The following is a 19,052-nucleotide window of genomic DNA, read 5'->3' on the forward strand; positions in this document are numbered from 1 at the left end:
TCTCGCTGCGCTGCCGTGTGTATGGCGAGCGTGATCACAGCTGGCCGACCGAGGTGACCCTGACGACCGCCCGGCCCTCTTCGTCGGAGGCTGCCAGATCGATCTCCGCGCTGATGCCCCAGTCGTGGTCGCCGTTCGGGTCGGCGAACGTCTGCCGCACCCGCCACAGGCCGTGCGCGGCGTCCTCGTCGATCTTCAGCAGCTTCGGCCCACGGGCGTCCGGACCGGTGCCCAGATCCTCGTACTCGTCCCAGTACGCGTCCATCGCCTCGCCCCACGCGTCCTCGTCCCAGCCCGCGTCGCCGTCCAGCTCGCCGAGCTCGGCGACCTTGTCCAGCGCGGCCAGCTCCACCCGGCGGAACATCGCGTTGCGGACCAGCACCCGGAAGGCGCGGGCGTTGGCGGTGACCGGCTTGACCTCGTCGGCCCGCTCCTGCGCCTCCTCGGCGGTCTCCACCTCCGGGTTGGCGAGCTGCTCCCACTCGTCGAGGAGGCTGGAGTCCACCTGCCGCACCATCTCGCCGAGCCAGGCGATCAGATCCTCCAGGTCCTCGGACTTCAGGTCGTCCGGGATGGTGTGCTCAAGAGCCTTGTACGCGCTCGCCAGGTACCGCAGCACGATGCCCTCGGTACGGGCCAGCTCGTAGTTCGAGGTGAACTCCGTGAACGTCATGGCGCGTTCGTACATGTCCCGGATCACGGACTTCGGCGAGACCGGGTGGTCGCCCACCCACGGGTGGCTCTTGCGGTACACGTCGTACGCGTGCCACAGCAACTCGCTCAGCGGCTTCGGGTACGTGACGTCCTGGAGCAGTTCCATCCGCTCCTCGTACTCGACACCGTCCGCCTTCATCTGGCCGACCGCTTCGCCACGCGCCTTGTTCTGCTGGGCGGCCAGGATCTGCCGCGGGTCGTCGAGCGTCGACTCGACGACGGAGACCATGTCCAGCGCGTACGACGGCGACTCGCCGTCCAGCAGGTCGAACGCGGCCAGCGCGAACGTGGACAGCGGCTGGTTCAGCGCGAAGTCCTGCTGGAGATCGACGGTGAGCCGTACGATGCGGCCCTCCGCGTCCGGCTTGTCGAGCTGTTCCACCACGCCGCCGTCCAGCAGCGAGCGGTAGATCGCGATGGCCCGGCGGATGTGGCGCAGCTGCGCCTTGCGCGGCTCGTGGTTGTCCTCCAGCAGATGCCGCATCGCCGCGAAGGCATTGCCGGGACGCGCGATCACGGACAGCAACATCGTGTGCGTGACCCGGAAGCGGGAGTTCAGCGGTTCCGGATCGGACTGGATCAGCTTGTCGAATGTGGTCTCCGACCAGGCGACGAAGCCCTCGGGAGCCTTCTTGCGGACCACCTTGCGCTTCTTCTTGGGGTCGTCGCCCGCCTTCTTGACGGCCTTCTCGTTCTCGATGACGTGCTCCGGCGCCTGCGCGACGACGAAGCCCGCCGTGTCGAAGCCGGCCCGGCCCGCGCGGCCGGCGATCTGGTGGAACTCACGGGCGCGCAGCGTACGGACCCGGGTGCCGTCGTACTTGGTGAGCGCCGTGAAGAGCACCGTACGGATCGGGACGTTGACGCCGACGCCGAGGGTGTCCGTACCGCAGATCACCTTCAGCAGACCGGCCTGGGCGAGCTTCTCCACCAGCCGCCGGTACTTCGGGAGCATGCCCGCGTGATGCACCCCGATGCCGTGCCGCACATAGCGTGAGAGGTTCTGGCCGAACTTCGTGGTGAAGCGGAAGTTGCCGATCAGGTCGGCGATCTTCTCCTTCTCCTCCTTGGTGCACATGTTGATGCTCATCAGCGACTGCGCCCGCTCGACGGCCGCGGCCTGCGTGAAGTGCACGATGTACACCGGCGACTGCCGGGTGTCCAGCAGTTCGGTGAGCGTCTCGGTGATCGGGGTCAGTCGGTACTCGTAGCTCAGGGGGACCGGCCGGGTCGCCGAGCGCACCACGGAGGTGGGACGGCCGGTGCGCCGGGTCAGGTCCTGCTCGAACATCTTGACGTCACCGAGCGTGGCCGACATCAGGATGAACTGGGCCTGCGGCAGCTCCAGGAGCGGGATCTGCCAGGCCCAGCCGCGGTCCTGCTCCGCATAGAAGTGGAACTCGTCCATCACGACCTGGCCGATGTCGGCGTGCTTGCCGTCGCGCAGCGCGATGGACGCGAGCACCTCGGCGGTGCAGCAGATGACCGGGGCGTCCGCGTTGACCGAGGCGTCGCCGGTGAGCATCCCGACGTTCTCCGTACCGAACAGTTTGCACAGGTCGAAGAACTTCTCCGAGACCAGCGCCTTGATCGGTGCGGTGTAGAAGGTGACCTTGTCCTGGGCCAGCGCCGTGAAGTGTGCACCCGCCGCGACCAGGCTCTTTCCGGAGCCGGTGGGGGTGGACAGGATCACGTTCGCCCCGGAGACCACCTCGATCAGCGCCTCCTCCTGAGCAGGGTAGAGGGTGATGCCCTGGGTCTCGGTCCATGACGAGAAGGCCTCGAAGAGGGCGTCCGGGTCGTCGGTCGGGGGCAGCTGATCGATAAGGGTCACGCCCCCATCTTGCCTGCCTTCTGCCCGGATGAGGGAACCGGACGACCGGACGAAGATCACGGACGATACGCTGCCCACTCAACTCGGCCGCATCGCAACGGCGATGGCAGCCGGACAACTTTGGGGGCGGGAAGAACCATGATGGGACCGGCACACTCACTGTCCGGGGCGGCGGCCTGGCTGGGGGTGGGTGCGGCGGCGGCTGCCGCGGGCCACACGATGCCGTGGCCCGTCCTGGTCGTCGGTGCACTGATCACCGCGGGCGCCGCACTCGCCCCGGACCTCGATCACAAGTCCGCGACCATCTCGCGCGCCTTCGGACCGGTCTCCCGCGGACTCTGCGAGATCGTCGACAAACTCTCGCACGCTGTCTACAAGGCGACCCGGGGCCCCGGTGACCCGCGCAGGAACGGCGGCCACCGGACCCTGACGCACACCTGGCTCTGGGCCGTCCTGATCGGTGCCGGGGCCTCCGCCGCGGCGATCGCCGGCGGCCGATGGGCGGTCCTCGCGATCCTCTTCGTCCATCTGGTGCTCGCCGTCGAAGGACTGCTGTGGCGGGCCGCCCGGATGTCCAGCGACGTCCTGGTGTGGCTGCTCGGCGCGACCAGCGCCTGGATCCTGGCGGGCGTCCTGGACAAGCCGGGCAACGGCTCGGACTGGCTCTTCAGCGCGCCCGGCCAGGAGTACCTCTGGCTCGGGCTGCCGATCGTCCTCGGCGCCCTCGTCCACGACATCGGCGACGCGCTGACCGTCTCCGGCTGCCCGATCCTGTGGCCGATCCCGCTGGGCCGCAAGCGCTGGTACCCGGTGGGGCCGCCGAAGGCGATACGGTTCCGGGCCGGCAGCTGGGTGGAGCTGAAGGTGCTGATGCCAGCGTTCATGGTGCTCGGGGGAGCGGGGGCGGCGGCCGCCCTCAACTTCATCTGAACACCGTCCGCGAGCCGATGAACCCCCACTCGATGACCTGCAGTAGTCACAGTTCGCACTGAGTCACCGGGGCGAAGCGCCGGTCCGACGCGACCGGCTGCACTTCGGTCCGGACGAACGCGTCCGGAGCGTTCCGTCGCGGCTCGTGAGCGGGACGTTCGGCCGGGGCGGCGTCAGCAGCTGAAGCCGTCGGCTGCGCGGGACGGTTCCCAGACCGCGCAGTCGTGCGCGAAGAGCACACGCCGCGGGTCGAAGTCGGCGAGTCTCTCCAGCCACGGTCGATAGGCGGGCAGCGGTTGTTCCAGGCCTTCGAGCCCGGCGCGGCGGGCCAGATGATCCGCTGCGAAGTGAGAGGCGAAGTCGTGTGCCTGACCGGCGAGGACGACGGTGCCGTCGCTCTGCCGTACCACCAGCGACTGATGACCGTCGGTGTGGCCAGGAGTGGGGATGATCCATACTCCTGGCCACACCTCGGCTTCTCCGCTGATCTCCTCGTAGGTCGCGTCAGGGAAGTCGACGAGTTCGTCGATGGTGTAGCCGCCCCGGCGCGCGGCGGCCAGCTCCACTTCCTGCACCAGGATCGGCGTGCCGCCCAGCAACCTGTTGCCCCCGCAGTGGTCGAAGTGGAGGTGGCAGTTCACCACCAAGGAGACATCCGAGAGAGAAACTCCGGCGACGGCGAGGGCGCTCTCCAGCCCTCGGCGCCGGGGGCGGTAGTGAGCTTCGGTTCCGGGATCGGCGGCACCGATGCCGGTGTCGAAGAGGATCAGTCCTTCGTCGCGCCGCACCAAGTAGGCGAGTACGGGTTCGACCCGCGGCTGCGGGCCGCCGGTCTCCGACGCCGGTCGGACGAAGTAGCCCAGGTCGAGGCGGTGGATCGCCGTGTTGTTGGCCATCTGGCCATGGTGGCAGTCGGCTGCTCCTCTCCCCTTCATGTTTCGCTGTCCGGAGAAGCCGGGCGATCCGGCGAAGCCGCCGCAGACGCCGATCAGCCGTGCCAGGACCGCCACAGCGCCGCATAGGCGCCGTCCGCCGCCACCAGCTCCTCATGGCTGCCCAGTTCGCTGATCCGGCCGTTCTCCACCACCGCGATCACATCCGCGTCGTGCGCGGTGTGCAGCCGGTGCGCGATCGCCACTACCGTACGGCCGTCCAGCACCCGTGCCAGCGAGCGTTCCAGATGCCGGGCCGCCCGCGGGTCCAGCAGCGAGGTCGCCTCGTCCAGCACCAGTGTGTGCGGATCGGCCAGCACCAGCCGGGCCAGCGCGATCTGCTGCGCCTGCGCCGGGGTCAGTGACAGACCGCCCGAACCGACCTCGGTGTCCAGCCCCCCGTCCAGCGCCTTCGCCCAGCCGTCCGCGTCGACCGCGGCGAGCGACGCCCACAGCTCGGCGTCCTCGGCACCCGTACGGGCCAGCAGCAGATTGTCGCGCAGCGAACCGACGAACACATGGTGTTCCTGGTTGACCAGTGCCACATGCGTACGTACCCGCTCCGCCGTCATCCGGGACAACTCCGCACCGCCCAGCGTGACTTCACCGGTGCGTGGGGCGTAGATCCCGGCCAGCAGCCGACCGAGCGTGGACTTGCCCGCACCGGACGGGCCGACCAGCGCCAGGCGCGTGCCCGGGGCGACGTCCAGCGACACCTTGTGCAGGACGTCGACCCCCTCGCGGTAGCCGAAGTGCACATCACCCGCCCGGACGTCCCGGCCGTCCGGGGTGACCTCGGTGTCGCCCGCGTCCGGCTCGATGTCCCGGACGCCGACCAGCCGGGCCAGTGACACCTGCGCTACCTGCAACTCGTCGTACCAGCGCAGGATCAGACCGATCGGGTCGACCATCATCTGCGCGAGCAGCGCACCGGTCGTCAGCTGTCCGACGGTGAGCCATCCCTCGATGACGAACCAGCCGCCGAGCATCAGGACCGCGCCGAGGATCGTCACGTACGTGACGTTGATGACCGGGAACAGCACCGAACGCAGGAACAGCGTGTACCGCTCCCACGCCGTCCACTCCTTGATCCGCCGGTCCGACAGTGCCACCCGGCGTGCGCCGAGGCGGTGCGCCTCCACCGTCCGCCCCGCGTCCACGGTCTCCGCGAGCATCGCCGCGACCGCCGCGTATCCGGCGGCCTCCGAGCGGTACGCGGACGGCGCCCGGCGAAAGTACCAGCGGCAGCCGAGGACCAGCACCGGCAGCGCCAGCAGCACGGAGAGCGCCAGCGGCGGAGCCGTCACGGTGAGCGCACCGAGCAGCAGACCCGCCCACACCACACCGATCGCCAGCTGCGGCACCGCCTCACGCATCGCGTTGGCCAGCCGGTCGATGTCCGTGGTGATCCGGGACAGCAGATCACCGGTCCCGGCCCGCTCCAGCACCCCCGGCGGCAGTCCGACCGACCGGACGAGGAAGTCCTCGCGCAGATCGGCCAGCATCTCCTCGCCGAGCATGGCGCTGCGCAGCCGCATCATCCGTGTGAACACGGTCTGTACCACCAGCGCGATCGCGAACACCGCGGCGGTGCGCTCCAGATGGAGGTCGGCGACCCCGTTCGACAGGTCCTCGACCAGCCCGCCCAGCAGATACGGCCCGACGATCGAGGCGATCACCGCGACTGCGTTGACCGAGATGAGCACGGCGAACGGCTTGCGGTGGCGCCGCATCAGCTCCCGTACATAGGCCCGTACGGTGGCGGGGGTGCCGACCGGAAGGGTCGTCGCCGACTCCGGGGCGGCCGGGTCGTACGCCGGTTGTGCGACGCCGATCATGCCCTCTCCTCGATTTCTTCGATCGATTCGATCTCGTCGATCTCGTCCAGTGCGGTCAGGGCCGCGATTTCGTCTTCGGTCTCACGGGTGACCACTGCCCGGTACCGCGGTTCGGTCTGCAGCAGCTCGCGGTGCGCACCGACCGCGACGACTGTGCCGTCGTGCAGCAGCACCACCCGGTCCGCGAGGTCGAGCAGCAGAGGCGACGAAGCGAACGCCACCGTCGTACGCCCGGTGCGCAGCGCCTTGATGCCGGCGGCGACCCGGGCCTCGGTGTGCGAGTCGACGGCGGATGTCGGCTCGTCCAGAACCAGCGCCTCAGGGTCGGTGACCAGCGAACGGGCCAGTGCGAGCCGCTGGCGCTGGCCGCCGGAGAGCGACCGGCCGCGCTCGGTGATCCTGGTGGTCATCGGGTCGCCGTCGGTGGCGACCGAGGCCTGCGCCAGCGCGTCCAGCACATCACCGCACTGGGCGGCGGACAGCGCGTCCTCGGCGGTCACCAGACCGGACGACGGCACATCGAGCAGCTCCCGCAGTGTCCCGGAGAGCAGCACCGGGTCCTTGTCCTGGACCAGCACCGCGGTCCGGGCGGCCGCCAGCGGAAGCTCGTCCAGCGGCACGCCACCGAGCAGGACGGACGGGGTCTTGTCCGGCGGGCCCTCGGGGGCGTCGTCCGCCGTGTCCGGTTCCGCGCACACCTCGGCGTGTCCGCCGAGCCGTTCGGCCAGCCGGCCCGCCTCGTCCGGATCGCCGCAGACCACCGCGGTGAACAGACCCGACGGTGCCATCAGCCCGGTGACCGGGTCGTACAGGTCACCGGCCGGCACCGCGTCGACGGTCGAGGGCTCGGCGGTGCGGTGCAGCGAAAGCACCCGGACGGCCCGCTGCGCGGACGGCCGCGAGAAGGAGTACGCCATCGCGATCTCCTCGAAGTGCCGCAGCGGGAACAGCATCAGTGTCGCCGCGCTGTACACCGTGACCAGCTGACCGACCTCGATCCGGCCGTCGTGGGCCAGCGTCGCCCCGTACACGACCAGCGAGATCAGCAGCATGCCCGGCAGCAGCACCTGGATCGCCGAGATCAGCGACCACATCTGCGCGCTGCGTACCGCAGCCTTGCGGACCTCTTGCGAGGCGCTCCGGTAGCGGCCGAGAAACAGCTCCTCGCCGCCGATGCCGCGCAGCACCCGCAGCCCGGCGACGGTGTCCGACGCCAGCTCGGTGGCCTTGCCGGCCTTCTCACGCTGGAGGTCGGCGCGCCGGGTGGCGCGGGGGAGCAGCGGCAGTACCGCCAGTGCCAGGAGCGGCATGGCGAGCACCACCAGGACGCCCAGCGACGGCAGATAGAGGACGAGCCCGACGCAGATCAGTACGAGAGCGGCGGCTGCGGCGGCGAAGCGGGAGAGCGCCTCGACGAACCAGCCGATCTTCTCGACGTCGCCGGTGGACACTGCGACGACCTCGCCCGCGGCGACCCGGCGGGTCAGCGCGGCGCCGAGCTCCGCCGTCTTACGGGCCAGCAGCTGCTGGACGCGGGCGGCGGCAGTGATCCAGTTGGTGACGGCGGTCCGGTGGAGCATGGTGTCGCCGATCGCGATCAGCACACCGAGGACCGCGATGAGCCCGCCCGCCAGCGCAAGCCGGCTGCCCGAACGGTCGACCACCGCCTGCACGGCGAAGCCGACGGCCAGCGGCAGCCCGGCGATGGAGCACTGGTGCAGCAGGCCCCAGGACATGGACTTGAGCTGGCCACGGATCTGGTTGCGGCCGAGCCAGAGCAGGAAGCGTGGGCCTGACCGGACATCAGGATCGCCAGGATCTGAATACGGAAGATCGCGAATCTGCATGACGTCCCATGGTTCGGAAGGGCGGAGATCTGTCGAAGACCTCGAGGAACGGGTGGGGGGACCAAACAAGGTTCGCGTCCTGCCAGGGTCCGAGGCAAACGGTTTTTCGCTCGACGGTAAAGATTCGGCTCGTATTCGCGGCGGGTCACAGGCGGTGAGTCCGGCCGCTCGACCATGGTGCGAATATGGGCGGATGCGAATAACCCGTCCGGTACGAATGGCTGTCGCGGCAGCGGCCTGCGGTCTCATGCTCACTCCTCTGACCGCGTGCGGCAGCTCGCACGCGGGGCAGCAGGACGACACGAAATCCGGCAGCGCGACGAACCGGAAGGCGCCGACCGCCGACCTGAAGCGCATTCCCGACGTGGGCGACCGGCTGTACGCGCAGATACCCGAGAACTCGCGTCAGGTCGTCGCGGTCTACGGCGTGGGCAAGCACTCGGCCGACTCCACCGTCGTGCTGTACACGAAGCACGGCGCCACCTGGGACACCACCGGCAGCTGGAAGGCCCACAACGGCAGGAAGGGCTGGACCACCGACCATCACGAGGACGACAAGCGCAGTCCGGTCGGCGTATTCACACTGACCGACGCGGGCGGTGCCCTGGCCGACCCGGGCGCCCTCCTCCCGTACACACAGTCGGCGTCGATCCAGGCACCGCGCTACTGGTCGAAGCCGTACTGGCACGACTTCGACTACGTCATCGCCATCGACTACAACCGCGTCAAGGGCACTGCGCCCAACGACCCCACGCGCCCGCTGGGACAGTCGAAGGGTGGCAGTATCTGGCTCCACATGGACCACGGCAGCGGTACGTCGGCCTGTGTGAGCCTGCCCAAATCGGCCATGCAGCTGCTGCTGCGCACCCTCGACCCGAAGCAGCACCCGGTCGTGGTGATGGGTGACAAGGCCACGCTCCGGGCGGCCTGATCACGCCACCCCTCTCGCCCGGCCACTCCTGCGAGAGGGCGCGGATCGCCGTGGGCGTGGGCATGTGCGCTCGTGCGGGGAGGCGTCAGGGCCGCGTCGCCCGCTCCAGCTCCATCAGGACCGAGTGGTACTCGCGCCCCGTGGCCCGGTCCATGCCGATCTCGCACATCCGGTTGGCAGAGAGATACGCGTCGTACTTGCGGGAGTTCACCTCGGTGGCCTCCTTCGCCGTCGCCGATGCCGTGAGTTCCTTGAGCAGCATCCCGCGGTCGCCCGCGAACGCGCAGCACCCGGCGTCGTCCGGGACGACGACCTCCTCCGCGCACGCCTCGGCGACCGTACGCAACTGCTCCACGTCACCCAGGTGCTGCATCGAACACGTCGGGTGCAGGACTGCCGAACCGGTCCTGCGCAGGATCGTCAGCTCCGGCAGCAGCTCGTCGGCCGCCCAGACGAGGGAGTCGACGACGGTCAGCTCCCGGTGCAGCTCCCGGTTGTCCTCGGTGAGGTACGGCACCACCTCATGGGCGATACCCAGCGTGCACGACGAGGCGTCGACGACCAGCGGAAGCTTGCCGCCCGCCGTCCAGCCCCAGGCGGCCTCGACGATGCGGTTGGCCATCACCGCATTGCCCTCGTCGTACCCCTTGGAGTGCCAGATCGTCGCGCAGCAGGTTCCCGCGACATCCTCCGGGATCCACACCGGCTTTCCGGCACGGGCCGAGACGGAGACGACGGCCTGCGGCAGCGAAGGGCCGCGATGGCCGTCGGGGCCGCCGAAGATCCGGTTCACGCAGGCCGGGTAGTAGACGGCGCTCGCTCCGACCCGCGAGGTGCGGGGCAGCTTGCGAGCGGCGGCGCCGGGGATCTCCGGAAGCCACTCGGGTACCAGATCGGGGCGTACGGCCTTGCGGGCGAGCCCGGTGACGGTCTCCAGCAGCCGGTCGCCGATCCTGTCCGCTGCGGCGACCGCCAGCCGCGCCGAGGCCTCCACCGCCTTGAAGTTCTTCGCTGTGAGCGCCGCGATCCGCTCCTCGCGCGGCGAGTGCCGCTGGTGGCGGAAGTCCTTCATCATGGCGCCGGTGTCGATGCCGACCGGACAGGCGAGCTTGCAGGTGGAGTCGCCCGCGCAGGTGTCGACGGCGTCGTACCCGTACGCGTCGAGCAGTGCGGTCTCCACCGGCGAATCGTTCGGCTGCCGCATCATCTCCCGCCGCAGCACGATCCGCTGGCGCGGAGTGGTGGTCAAGTCCTCGCTGGGACAGGTCGGTTCGCAGAAGCCGCACTCGATGCACGGATCGGCGATCAGCTCGACCTCGGGGATGGTCTTCAGTCCGCGCAGATGCGCCTTCGGGTCGCGGTCGAGGACGATCCGGGGCGCCAGTACCCCGTCGGGGTCGATGACCTGCTTCGTGCGCCACATCAGCTCGGTCGCCTTGGGGCCCCACTCCAGCTCCAGGAACGGAGCGATGTTGCGACCGGTGGCGTGCTCCGCCTTGAGCGAGCCGTCGAAGCGCTCCACGGTCAGTCGGCAGAAGTCGTCCATGAACGCGGCGTACCGGTCGACGTCGGACTGCTTCGCCGCGTCGAAGGCGAGCAGGAAGTGCAGATTGCCGTGTGCGGCGTGACCCGCGACGGCGGCCTCGAAGCCGTGCTCCGCCTGGAGCCGGAGGAGGGATTCGCAGGCGTCGGCGAGCAACGACGGCGGGACCGCGAAGTCCTCCGTGATCAGCGTCGTACCCGACGGGCGGGAGCCGCCGACTGCGGTGACGAAGGCTTTGCGGGCCTTCCAGTAACCGGAGATGGCCTTGGCCTCGCGGGTGAACTCATTGGTCACCGAGGCGACCGGTGCGACAAGATCCAGCCCCTCGACGGCCGCGGCCGCCGCACGCTCGTACGCCTCCTGCCCCGGCTCGTCCGGAGCCCGGAACTCCACCAGCAGCGCCGCGGTCTCCTTGGGCAGTTCGGCCCAGTCGGCCGGCACGCCCTGGACGCTCACCGAGGCGCGCAGCGTATTGCCGTCCATCAGCTCGACGGCGATCGCCCCCGCCTCGTTGAAGCGGGGCACGGCAGCCGCCGCGGCGGTCAGCGAGGGGAAGAAGAGCAGCGCGCTGGAGACCTTCCGGTCCAGCGGCAGGGTGTCGAAGACGACCTCGGAGATGAACCCGAAGGTGCCTTCCGAGCCGACCATCAGCCCGCGCAGGATCTGTACGGGCGTCGAGCCGTCCAGGAAGGCGTCGAGCCGATACCCGTTGGTGTTCTTGATCTCGTACTTGGCGCGGATCCGGGCAGTGAGCTCCGCATCCGCCTCGATCTCCGCCTTGAGGGCCAGCAGCCCCTCGCACAGCCGCGGCTCGGCATGCGCCAGCAGCTCGTCCGCCGCCGGATCGGCTGTGTCGACGACCGTGCCGCTCGGCAGCACAAAGGTGAGCGAGGAAACGGTGCGGTACGAATTACGGGTGGTGCCGGCGGTCATCCCGGAGGCGTTGTTGGCGACGACCCCGCCGATCGTGCACGCGATGGCGCTGGCCGGGTCGGGGCCCAGCAGCCTGCCGTAACGGGCGAGGGTGGCATTGGCGCGCATGACCGTGGTCCCGGGGCGGATACGGGCCTGCGCGCCGTCGTCCAGGACTTCGATGCCCGTCCAGTGATGGCGGACGTCGACAAGGATGTCCTCGCCCTGCGCCTGGCCGTTCAGACTGGTGCCGGCGGCCCGGAAGACGACTTCGCGACCCTTGCCGTGCGCGTACGACAGGATCGCCGAGATGTCGTCGATGTCTTCGGGGACCACGACGACCTGCGGGACGAACCGGTAAGGGCTGGCATCGGAGGCGTACTTCACCAGGTCGGAGATCTTCCACAACACCTTCTCCGGCCCCAGCAGCTCGGTCAGCTCGCCGCGCAGCGGTTCGGGTGTGCCCGCCGCCCGGCCGTCGAGGACCCGATCGTGGGACGCGGAGCGCGCCGCACCGGGACGGAGGGCTTCGGGCTTCGGCTCCAGCAGCGGCATGGCGATGGTCCCCTCGGCGGATCGACGCGGTACTCCCACCTTTCTACCAGCGAAGATCCGCACCGCTCACGCGCGGTTCATGATCGATGCGACGATCGGTAAGGCTCGCAGACATCGGTGGGCCCGCAACCATCGGTGCGGTCAGCAGCGGCGCTCCGGCATTCCGGCGACGAGAGCGGACAGCAGTCCGCCCAGCACCTCGCGCTGATCGGCCGTCAATGGAGCCAGGATCTCCTCTGCGGCGGCCCGGCGCGCGTCGCGCAGCGACCGGAGCGTGGCACGGCCCTCGTCGGTGAGTTCGATCCGGACCACCCGTCGGCTGTCCGGATCAGGGGTGCGGCGCACCCGGCCGCTCGCCTCCAGCGCATCGACCAGGCTCGTGACGGCGCGCGGCACGACATCCAGGCGCTGCGCCAGATCCGCCATCCGGGGCGGTCCGTCGTAGTGGGCGACCGTGCGCAGCAGCCGGAACTGGGCCGGGGTGATGCCTATCGGCTCCAGCTGGCGGCTCTGGATGCGGTGCAGCCGACGGGTCAGCCGCAGCAGCTGCTCGGCCAGCAGGCCGTCGGAGTCGGGGGAGTCCATACGGGAACAATATCAGGACTCCGCTCATTGTGAGTATAGGTAACAATGAGCTATGCTCTCAAAAGTTTGACTGCTGCCCGCGGCCGTCTTCCTCTGTCACGCCTGTCGAAGGAGCCCATGAAACCCGACGAACCCACGTGGACGCCCCCGCCCAAGGACGGCACGCAGCCGCCCGCCGAGCTGCGCCGGATCTTCCGCCTCTTCCACCCGTACCGCGGCCGGCTCACGCTGGTCGGACTGCTCGTCGGCGCCTCGTCACTGGTCTCGGTGGCCTCGCCGTTCCTGCTGCGGGAGATTCTCGACACCGCCATCCCCCAAGGGCGTACGGGACTGCTGTCGCTGCTCGCCCTCGGCATGATCCTCACCGCCGTGATGAACAGCGTCTTCGGCGTCCTGCAGACGCTGATCTCGACCACGGTCGGCCAGCGCGTCATGCACGACCTGCGCACGGCGGTCTACGCCCAGCTGCAGCGGATGCCCCTCGCCTTCTTCACCAGGACGCGCACGGGCGAGGTGCAGTCCCGCATCGCCAACGACATCGGCGGGATGCAGGCGACCGTGACCTCCACCGCCACCTCGCTGGTCTCCAACCTCACGGCGGTCATCGCCACTGTCGTCGCGATGCTGGCGCTCGACTGGCGGCTCACCCTGGTCTCGCTGGCACTGCTGCCGGTCTTCGTCTGGATCAGCCGCCGGGTCGGCCGGGAGCGCAAGAAGATCACCACCCAGCGCCAGAAGCAGATGGCCGCCATGGCGGCGACGGTCACCGAGTCCCTCTCCGTCAGCGGCATCCTGCTCGGCCGGACCATGGGCCGGGCGGACTCCCTCACCGAGGGCTTCGCCGAGGAGTCCGAGCGCCTGGTCGACCTCGAAGTGCGCTCCAGCATGGCCGGTCGGTGGCGGATGTCGACGATCGGCATCGTCATGGCCGCCATGCCCGCCGTCATCTACTGGGCCGCGGGCCTCGCCCTGCAGTCCGGCGGCCCCGCCGTCTCCATCGGAACGCTCGTCGCCTTCGTCTCGCTCCAGCAGGGCCTCTTCCGGCCCGCCGTGAGCCTGCTCTCCACCGGAGTGCAGATGCAGACATCCCTCGCGCTCTTCCAGCGGATCTTCGAGTACCTCGACCTCAGGGTGGACATCACCGAGCCCGAGAATCCCGTGCGGCTGGAGAAGATCCGCGGCGAGATCCGCTTCGAGGACGTCGACTTCAGCTACGACGAGAAGAGCGGTCCGACCCTCAGCGGTGTCGATGTCGTCGTGCCGGCCGGCGGCAGCCTCGCCGTCGTCGGACCCACCGGCTCCGGCAAGTCCACGCTCAGCTACCTGGTACCGCGGCTCTACGACGTCACCGGCGGCCGGGTCACACTCGACGGCGTCGATGTACGCGACCTGGACTTCGACACGCTCGCCCGGGCCGTCGGCGTGGTCTCCCAGGAGACATACCTCTTCCACGCCTCGGTCGCCGAGAACCTGCGCTTCGCCAAGCCGGACGCGACCGACGCCGAGATCGAGGCAGCCGCCCGCGCGGCACAGATCCACGACCACATCGCCTCGCTGCCCGACGGCTACGACACCCTCGTCGGCGAGCGCGGCTACCGCTTCTCGGGCGGTGAGAAACAGCGCCTTGCCATCGCCCGCACGATTCTGCGCGACCCGCCCGTCCTCGTTCTCGACGAGGCGACCAGCGCCCTCGACACCCGCACCGAGTTCGCCGTGCAGGAGGCGATCGACGCACTGTCCGCCGGGCGCACCACCATCACGATCGCGCACCGCCTCTCCACCGTGCGCGACGCGGACCAGATCGTCGTCCTGGACGGCGGCCGGACCGCCGAGCGCGGCAGCCACGAGGAATTGCTCCAGCTGGACGGCCGCTATGCGGCGCTCCTCCGCCGGGACACCCAACTCGCCCCCGTAGCAAGCTGATCGGGAGTTCCGGACGCACTCCACCCAGGGGTGCGGGGCCGGCTCTCCGTACGGCATGATCCCCGCGCATGAGAGCTCTGATCGGGGTGGAACCCCCCGGCTACCGGCCCGTGGACGTCGACACATGGGCGAACGACGACGGCGATGTCCTGTCGGTGCACTTCTTCGAGCTGCCGCCGGATCTGCCGGCCGGGCTCGACGACGGGCCGACGCTGCGCCACACCCTCACCCACTACACAGCACAGGCGGGCGGCGGGGTGATCGAGGCATCGGTGAAGACCCTGGGCGGGCTGCCCGCGCTGCGTCAGATACTCAAGCTGCCGCTGCCCGGCCGGCCGAACGGGCAGGCGTTCATCGGTAGTTTCACCGTGCCGCGCGCCGGGTGCAGCACCGTGGTGAAGATCCAGGCGGCCGAGCACGGCATGACGGGGATGCGGGAAGCGGTGGTACTTGCGAAGGTCGGCGTGGAGCAGTACTTCAGGCCGCACCCCTACGCCCCCGACGTCCAGGGCGGACTGCCGTTCCATGCGGCGGACCACGAACGGTGGGACGCGGAGTTCCCCGACCACCCCCTGACCCGGGTCAGCCGCACCCTCGGCGCGCTCGCGGAAGCGGTCGGTGTGGTACCCGACTTCGCCGCGCTGCCTGCTTTCGTAGGACCGGGGCGCCGGGGTTGACGCCGAGCACACGACGGCGCCGCCGCTCCCGTGGGACGGGGAGCGACGGCGCCGGTGGAGCAATGGTCAGACGAGCCAACCCACGAAGTGGACGATGCCGGCGAGCAGGTTGGTGATGAGGTTCATCTGATTCCTCCGTGGATACTCTGCCTTTCAGGGCCGAGAGGAAACGGACTCCTGCGGAGCAGGGCAAGGGCTGCGATTCGCCGCCAGGGCGGATCACAGTGGTCTGACCCGCAGGTTTGATCTTTACCTGCGGTCGCATTAGTTTGTGAGCGTGACCGCGAACCATGTGAAGCGGGCGTTCAAGTACCGCTTCTATCCGACGGATGCGCAGGCAGCTGAGCTGTCGCGCACGTTCGGATGCGTGCGGAGGGTCTACAACCTGGCGCTTGCGGCCCGCACGGAGGCGTGGACGCGGCAGGAGCGGGTCAACTACAACCAGACCTCGGCCCTGCTGACGGCGTGGAAGAAAACCGAGGAACTGGCCTTCCTCAACGACGTGTCGTCGGTGCCGTTGCAGCAGACGCTGCGGCACTTGCAGACCGCGTTCACCAACTTCTTCAGCAAGCGGGCGAAGTACCCGCGCTTCAAGTCCCGCAAGAAGTCCCGCAAGTCCGCCGAGTACACCACCAGCGGCTTCCGCTTCCGGGACGGCAGGCTGACTCTCGCGAAGATGGCCGAGCCGCTGGACATCGTGTGGTCGCGCCCGCTCCCGGAGGGGGCGAAGCCGTCCACTGTGACGGTCTCCCAGGACAGCGCCGGTCGCTGGTTCGTCTCTATGCTGTGCGACGACCTCACCGTCAGGCCGCTCTCCGCCACGGATGCGGCGGTCGGTGTCGATGTCGGTCTGAACCACCTCCTGACGCTCTCCACCGGTGAGAAGATCGCTAACCCGCGGCATGAGCGCACGGACCGTGCCCGGCTCGCGAGGGCCCAACGCACCCTTGCGCGCAAGGCCAAGGGGGACGGCGCCAACCGCAGGAAGGCCCGGCTGAAGGTCGCGAAGATCCACGCTCGGATCGCCGACCGGCGCCGTGACGGCCTGCACAAGCTGACCACTCGGCTCGTTCGTGAAAACCAAACGATCGTGATCGAGGACCTGACCGTGCGAAACATGGTCAAGAGCCGGAGCCTGGCCCGCGCCATCAGCGACGCGGCATGGGCCGAGTTCCGCAGCCTGCTGGAGTACAAAGCCCAGTGGTACGGGCGGGAAGTGATCGCGGTCGACCGCTTCTTCCCCTCGTCCAAGCTGTGCTCCGTCTGCGGCACCTTGCAGGGCAAGATGCCGCTGCACGTCCGCAGCTGGACGTGCGCCTGCGGCGCGACCCACGACCGGGACGTGAACGCCGCACGCAACCTGCTGGCCGCCGGACGGGCGGTGTCGGCCTGTGGAGCTGGTGTAAGACCTCAACGGAGAACTCCGGGCGGGCAGTCGGCGATGAAACAGGAAGTCTCACGGCGCGAGCCGTAAGAATCTCCCTCCTTCAGGAGGGAGAGCGTCAATCGGTGTTTCTCCTCGTACGTACGTGTACGTGCATCCCGCCGTTCCTGTAACGCCCCGTGGTACAGGGAGCAGTGATCCCGCAGCATCTCACCGAGCGCGATTGTCTGGCCCACGGTGGGCCGCAAGAGAAACTTGTATGCACGAAGCGAACATCCGATCCCCTGTTCGTGTGTTCTGTGGCGCCGTACGGGGACCGTGTCGTCCGCGCCGGGGCGCCGGCGCCCGGATACCGTGCCCGCATGGTGAACGAGTCCCCGGACACCCGGCGCCGCCACCGGAGCCGACCGACCCGGCGCGGGCGTCCGGCGCTGCTCGCAGGGGTCGTCCTCGTCCTCGGTATCGCGGCAGCCGTCCTCGTACTGTTACTGACCAGGGAGGGGATGGTCGGCCCGCCGCCAGGCACCCTCGTCATCCCCGAGGGCCGGCGGGCCTCCCAGGTGTACGCGGCCGTTGACAGGTCCCTCGGTGTGCCGCCCGGTACGACCGAGAAGGCCGCCGGTACGGCGGACCTCGCACTGCCGCCCGAGGTGAAGGGCAACCCCGAGGGCTATCTGTTTCCGGCGACGTACCCCCTCACCTCCGGCACCACTCCGACGAGCCTGCTGACGTACATGGTCGACACGGCGCGGCATCGATTCGGCGCGGACCACATCGCCGCAGGGGCCAGGCGCCATCACGTATCCGTCCATCAGGCCGTGACGATCGCCAGCATCGTGCAGGCCGAGGCGGGCACCACAGCCGACATGGGCAAGGTGTCCCGTGTCATTTACAACCGGCTGTCCAGGGGCATGCCGCTCCAGATGGACTCCATGCTCAACTACGCGCTGAAACGCAGCACTCTGGACACCACCGCCGACGACACCACGATCGACAGCGCGTACAACAGCTATGAGCACAAGGGTCTGCCGCCCACTCCCATCGGTAACCCGGGGGAGCAGGCGATGGAAGCGGCGATCACGCCGACGCCGGGCCGATGGCTGTACTTCGTGACCGTCGCGCCCGGGGACACCCGGTTCACCGACAGCTATGCCGAGCATCAGCGGAACGTCCAGGAATTCAACCGCAACCGGATTGAGGCAAGCGGCAGTTGAAGGGCGTCCGGCATCCCCGCGGCGGCACGCGGGTCAGTGTCACGCCGGCGTGGCGGCGGGTTCGCCGCCACGCTCCACAACCCTGTCCGCGGATGTCCTGTCCGCTGTGGTCCTGTCCTCGGGGGCCTTGAGCAGGCGGGTGATCGCGCGCACCGCTGCCCGTCCCGCCCGGTTGGCCCCGATGGTGCTCGCGGAGGGCCCGTACCCGACGAGGTGGATGCGTGCGTCCCGTACGGCCTGTGTGCCCTCGACCCGGATACCGCCGCCGGGCTCGCGCAGCCTCAACGGTGCGAGATGGTCGATGGCGGCCCGGAACCCGGTTGCCCAGAGGATGACATCGGCCTCCACCGTCCGGCCGTCGTCCCAGGTCACCCCGGTCGGAGTGATCCGGTCGAACATCGGCAACCGGTCGAGCACCCCCTCCGCGCGGGCCCGCCGGACGGCGTCGGTGAGCGGCAGTCCGGTCACACTCACCACGCTCTGCGGCGGCAGCCCCCGTCGTACGCGCTCCTCCACCATGGCCACGGCGGCCCGTCCCTGATCCTCGCCGAACGGCCCCTCCCGGAAGACCGGCGGCCGGCGCGTCACCCAGAAGGTCTCTGCCGCCACCTCGGCGATCTCCATCAGATGCTGCGTGCCGGAGGCCCCGCCGCCGACCACGATCACCCTCTGCCCGGCGAACTCCTGCGGACCCGGGTAGTTCGCGGTGTGCAGCTGGCGGCCCCGGAAGGTTTCCTGGCCCGGGTAGCGCGGCCAGAACGGCCGGTCCCAGGTGCCCGTGGCATTGATCAGGGTGCGGGTGGCGTACGTACCCTCGGATGTCTCGACCGACAACCGCCCGCCCTCGCCCTCGCGCACGGCGCTCACCTCGACCGGCCGGTGGACCCGCAGGCCGAAGGTGCGCTCGTAGGCGTCGAAGTACTCGCCGATCACCTCGGACGAAGGCCGGCTGTCATCGGCGCCGGTCAGTTCCATGCCGGGGAGCGCGTGCATCCCGTGGACCTTGCCGTATGTCAGTGACGGCCACCGGAACTGCCATGCGCCGCCGGGCCGGGGTGCGTGGTCGAGCACGACGAAGTCGCGGTGCGGCTCCAGACCGACGCGCCGCAGATGGTAGGCGCCGGACAGGCCTGCCTGTCCGGCGCCGATCACGACCACATCCACTTCGCGTGCTTCACCGGCCCCAGAGTTGTTCACGCTTCTACCAACTGCGCGGGGGGCCGGGATCTTCCC

13 protein-coding genes and 1 pseudogene are annotated in these 19,052 nt (G+C 69.4%); 6 read left to right on the plus strand and 8 right to left on the minus strand.

Annotated elements, in window-relative coordinates; genetic code table 11:
* Positions 1-34: 34 nt before the first annotated feature.
* Positions 35-2,548, minus strand: a complete 2,514-nt coding sequence (locus OHA88_RS37605; protein ID WP_328628779.1) for a DEAD/DEAH box helicase — start codon at positions 2,546-2,548, stop codon at positions 35-37.
* Positions 2,549-2,686: 138 nt separating this feature from the next.
* On the opposite strand from OHA88_RS37605, the gene OHA88_RS37610 reads away from it, so the two are divergent.
* Entirely contained in the window at positions 2,687-3,478 is a 792-nt protein-coding gene (locus OHA88_RS37610; protein WP_267006422.1) for a metal-dependent hydrolase, read from the plus strand.
* A 173-nt stretch (positions 3,479-3,651) separates the two neighbouring features.
* On the opposite strand, the gene OHA88_RS37615 is transcribed toward OHA88_RS37610, so the two are convergent.
* From OHA88_RS37615 to OHA88_RS37625, 3 genes are all read right to left on the minus strand, one after another.
* Positions 3,652-4,374, minus strand: a complete 723-nt coding sequence (locus tag OHA88_RS37615; RefSeq protein ID WP_328628780.1) for an N-acyl homoserine lactonase family protein — start codon at positions 4,372-4,374, stop codon at positions 3,652-3,654.
* A gap of 92 nt (positions 4,375-4,466) precedes the next feature.
* The gene (locus OHA88_RS37620; RefSeq protein WP_328628781.1) at positions 4,467-6,248 is read right to left on the minus strand and encodes an ABC transporter ATP-binding protein; all 1,782 of its coding nucleotides are present in this window, start codon (positions 6,246-6,248) and stop codon (positions 4,467-4,469) included.
* Positions 6,245-8,095: an ABC transporter ATP-binding protein gene (locus OHA88_RS37625; RefSeq protein WP_328628782.1), complete on the minus strand. Its 1,851-nt coding sequence runs from the start codon at positions 8,093-8,095 to the stop codon at positions 6,245-6,247. The genes OHA88_RS37620 and OHA88_RS37625 overlap by 4 nt, the downstream gene beginning before the upstream one ends.
* Positions 8,096-8,312: 217 nt before the next feature.
* Here OHA88_RS37625 and OHA88_RS37630 point away from each other — a divergent pair, with 217 nt between their 5' ends.
* A complete protein-coding gene (locus OHA88_RS37630; RefSeq protein WP_328628783.1) occupies positions 8,313-9,026 on the plus strand; it encodes a hypothetical protein in 714 nt (237 codons plus the stop codon).
* Between the two features lie 85 nt (positions 9,027-9,111).
* On the opposite strand, the gene OHA88_RS37635 is transcribed toward OHA88_RS37630, so the two are convergent.
* Positions 9,112-12,036, minus strand: a complete 2,925-nt coding sequence (locus OHA88_RS37635; RefSeq protein ID WP_328628784.1) for an FAD-binding and (Fe-S)-binding domain-containing protein — start codon at positions 12,034-12,036, stop codon at positions 9,112-9,114.
* 141 nt (positions 12,037-12,177) lie between these two features.
* Positions 12,178-12,621: a MarR family winged helix-turn-helix transcriptional regulator gene (locus OHA88_RS37640; protein ID WP_030980048.1), complete on the minus strand. Its 444-nt coding sequence runs from the start codon at positions 12,619-12,621 to the stop codon at positions 12,178-12,180.
* 117 nt (positions 12,622-12,738) lie between these two features.
* Between OHA88_RS37640 and OHA88_RS37645 the strand changes: the two genes are divergently transcribed.
* The 3 genes from OHA88_RS37645 to OHA88_RS37655 all read left to right on the plus strand — a co-directional run bounded on the left by OHA88_RS37645 (position 12,739) and on the right by OHA88_RS37655 (position 16,695).
* Positions 12,739-14,544 (plus strand): ABC transporter ATP-binding protein, encoded by a 1,806-nt coding sequence (locus tag OHA88_RS37645; RefSeq protein WP_328628785.1) that lies wholly within the window; start codon positions 12,739-12,741, stop codon positions 14,542-14,544.
* 68 nt (positions 14,545-14,612) lie between these two features.
* Positions 14,613-15,221 (plus strand): hypothetical protein, encoded by a 609-nt coding sequence (locus OHA88_RS37650; RefSeq protein WP_328628786.1) that lies wholly within the window; start codon positions 14,613-14,615, stop codon positions 15,219-15,221.
* 277 nt (positions 15,222-15,498) lie between these two features.
* Positions 15,499-16,695, plus strand: a complete 1,197-nt coding sequence (locus tag OHA88_RS37655) for an RNA-guided endonuclease InsQ/TnpB family protein (RefSeq protein WP_328628787.1) — start codon at positions 15,499-15,501, stop codon at positions 16,693-16,695.
* A 62-nt stretch (positions 16,696-16,757) separates the two neighbouring features.
* Here the strand turns inward: OHA88_RS37655 and OHA88_RS44730 are convergent.
* A pseudogene (locus OHA88_RS44730) lies at positions 16,758-16,886 on the minus strand (RNA-guided endonuclease TnpB family protein); the annotation flags it as partial.
* An 81-nt stretch (positions 16,887-16,967) separates the two neighbouring features.
* Between OHA88_RS44730 and mltG the strand changes: the two are divergent.
* Positions 16,968-17,819 (plus strand): endolytic transglycosylase MltG, encoded by an 852-nt coding sequence (gene mltG, locus OHA88_RS37660; protein WP_328628788.1) that lies wholly within the window; start codon positions 16,968-16,970, stop codon positions 17,817-17,819.
* A 39-nt stretch (positions 17,820-17,858) separates the two neighbouring features.
* Here mltG and OHA88_RS37665 read toward each other — a convergent pair whose 3' ends face one another.
* Positions 17,859-19,016 (minus strand): NAD(P)-binding domain-containing protein, encoded by a 1,158-nt coding sequence (locus OHA88_RS37665; RefSeq protein ID WP_328628789.1) that lies wholly within the window; start codon positions 19,014-19,016, stop codon positions 17,859-17,861.
* Positions 19,017-19,052: the final 36 nt, after the last annotated feature.

Source organism: Streptomyces sp. NBC_00353 (genome assembly GCF_036108815.1).
Taxonomy (GTDB): domain Bacteria; phylum Actinomycetota; class Actinomycetes; order Streptomycetales; family Streptomycetaceae; genus Streptomyces.

Coding starts and splice junctions, on each gene's coding strand:
- OHA88_RS37615 (WP_328628780.1), bottom strand. CDS start 4,374: ATGGCCAACAACACGGCGATCCACCGCCTCGACCTGGGCTACTTCGTC.
- OHA88_RS37610 (WP_267006422.1), top strand. CDS start 2,687: ATGATGGGACCGGCACACTCACTGTCCGGGGCGGCGGCCTGGCTGGGG.
- OHA88_RS37625 (WP_328628782.1), bottom strand. CDS start 8,095: ATGCAGATTCGCGATCTTCCGTATTCAGATCCTGGCGATCCTGATGTC.
- OHA88_RS37650 (WP_328628786.1), top strand. CDS start 14,613: ATGAGAGCTCTGATCGGGGTGGAACCCCCCGGCTACCGGCCCGTGGAC.
- OHA88_RS37645 (WP_328628785.1), top strand. CDS start 12,739: ATGAAACCCGACGAACCCACGTGGACGCCCCCGCCCAAGGACGGCACG.
- mltG (WP_328628788.1), top strand. CDS start 16,968: ATGGTGAACGAGTCCCCGGACACCCGGCGCCGCCACCGGAGCCGACCG.
- OHA88_RS37620 (WP_328628781.1), bottom strand. CDS start 6,248: ATGATCGGCGTCGCACAACCGGCGTACGACCCGGCCGCCCCGGAGTCG.
- OHA88_RS37635 (WP_328628784.1), bottom strand. CDS start 12,036: ATGCCGCTGCTGGAGCCGAAGCCCGAAGCCCTCCGTCCCGGTGCGGCG.
- OHA88_RS37640 (WP_030980048.1), bottom strand. CDS start 12,621: ATGGACTCCCCCGACTCCGACGGCCTGCTGGCCGAGCAGCTGCTGCGG.
- OHA88_RS37630 (WP_328628783.1), top strand. CDS start 8,313: ATGGCTGTCGCGGCAGCGGCCTGCGGTCTCATGCTCACTCCTCTGACC.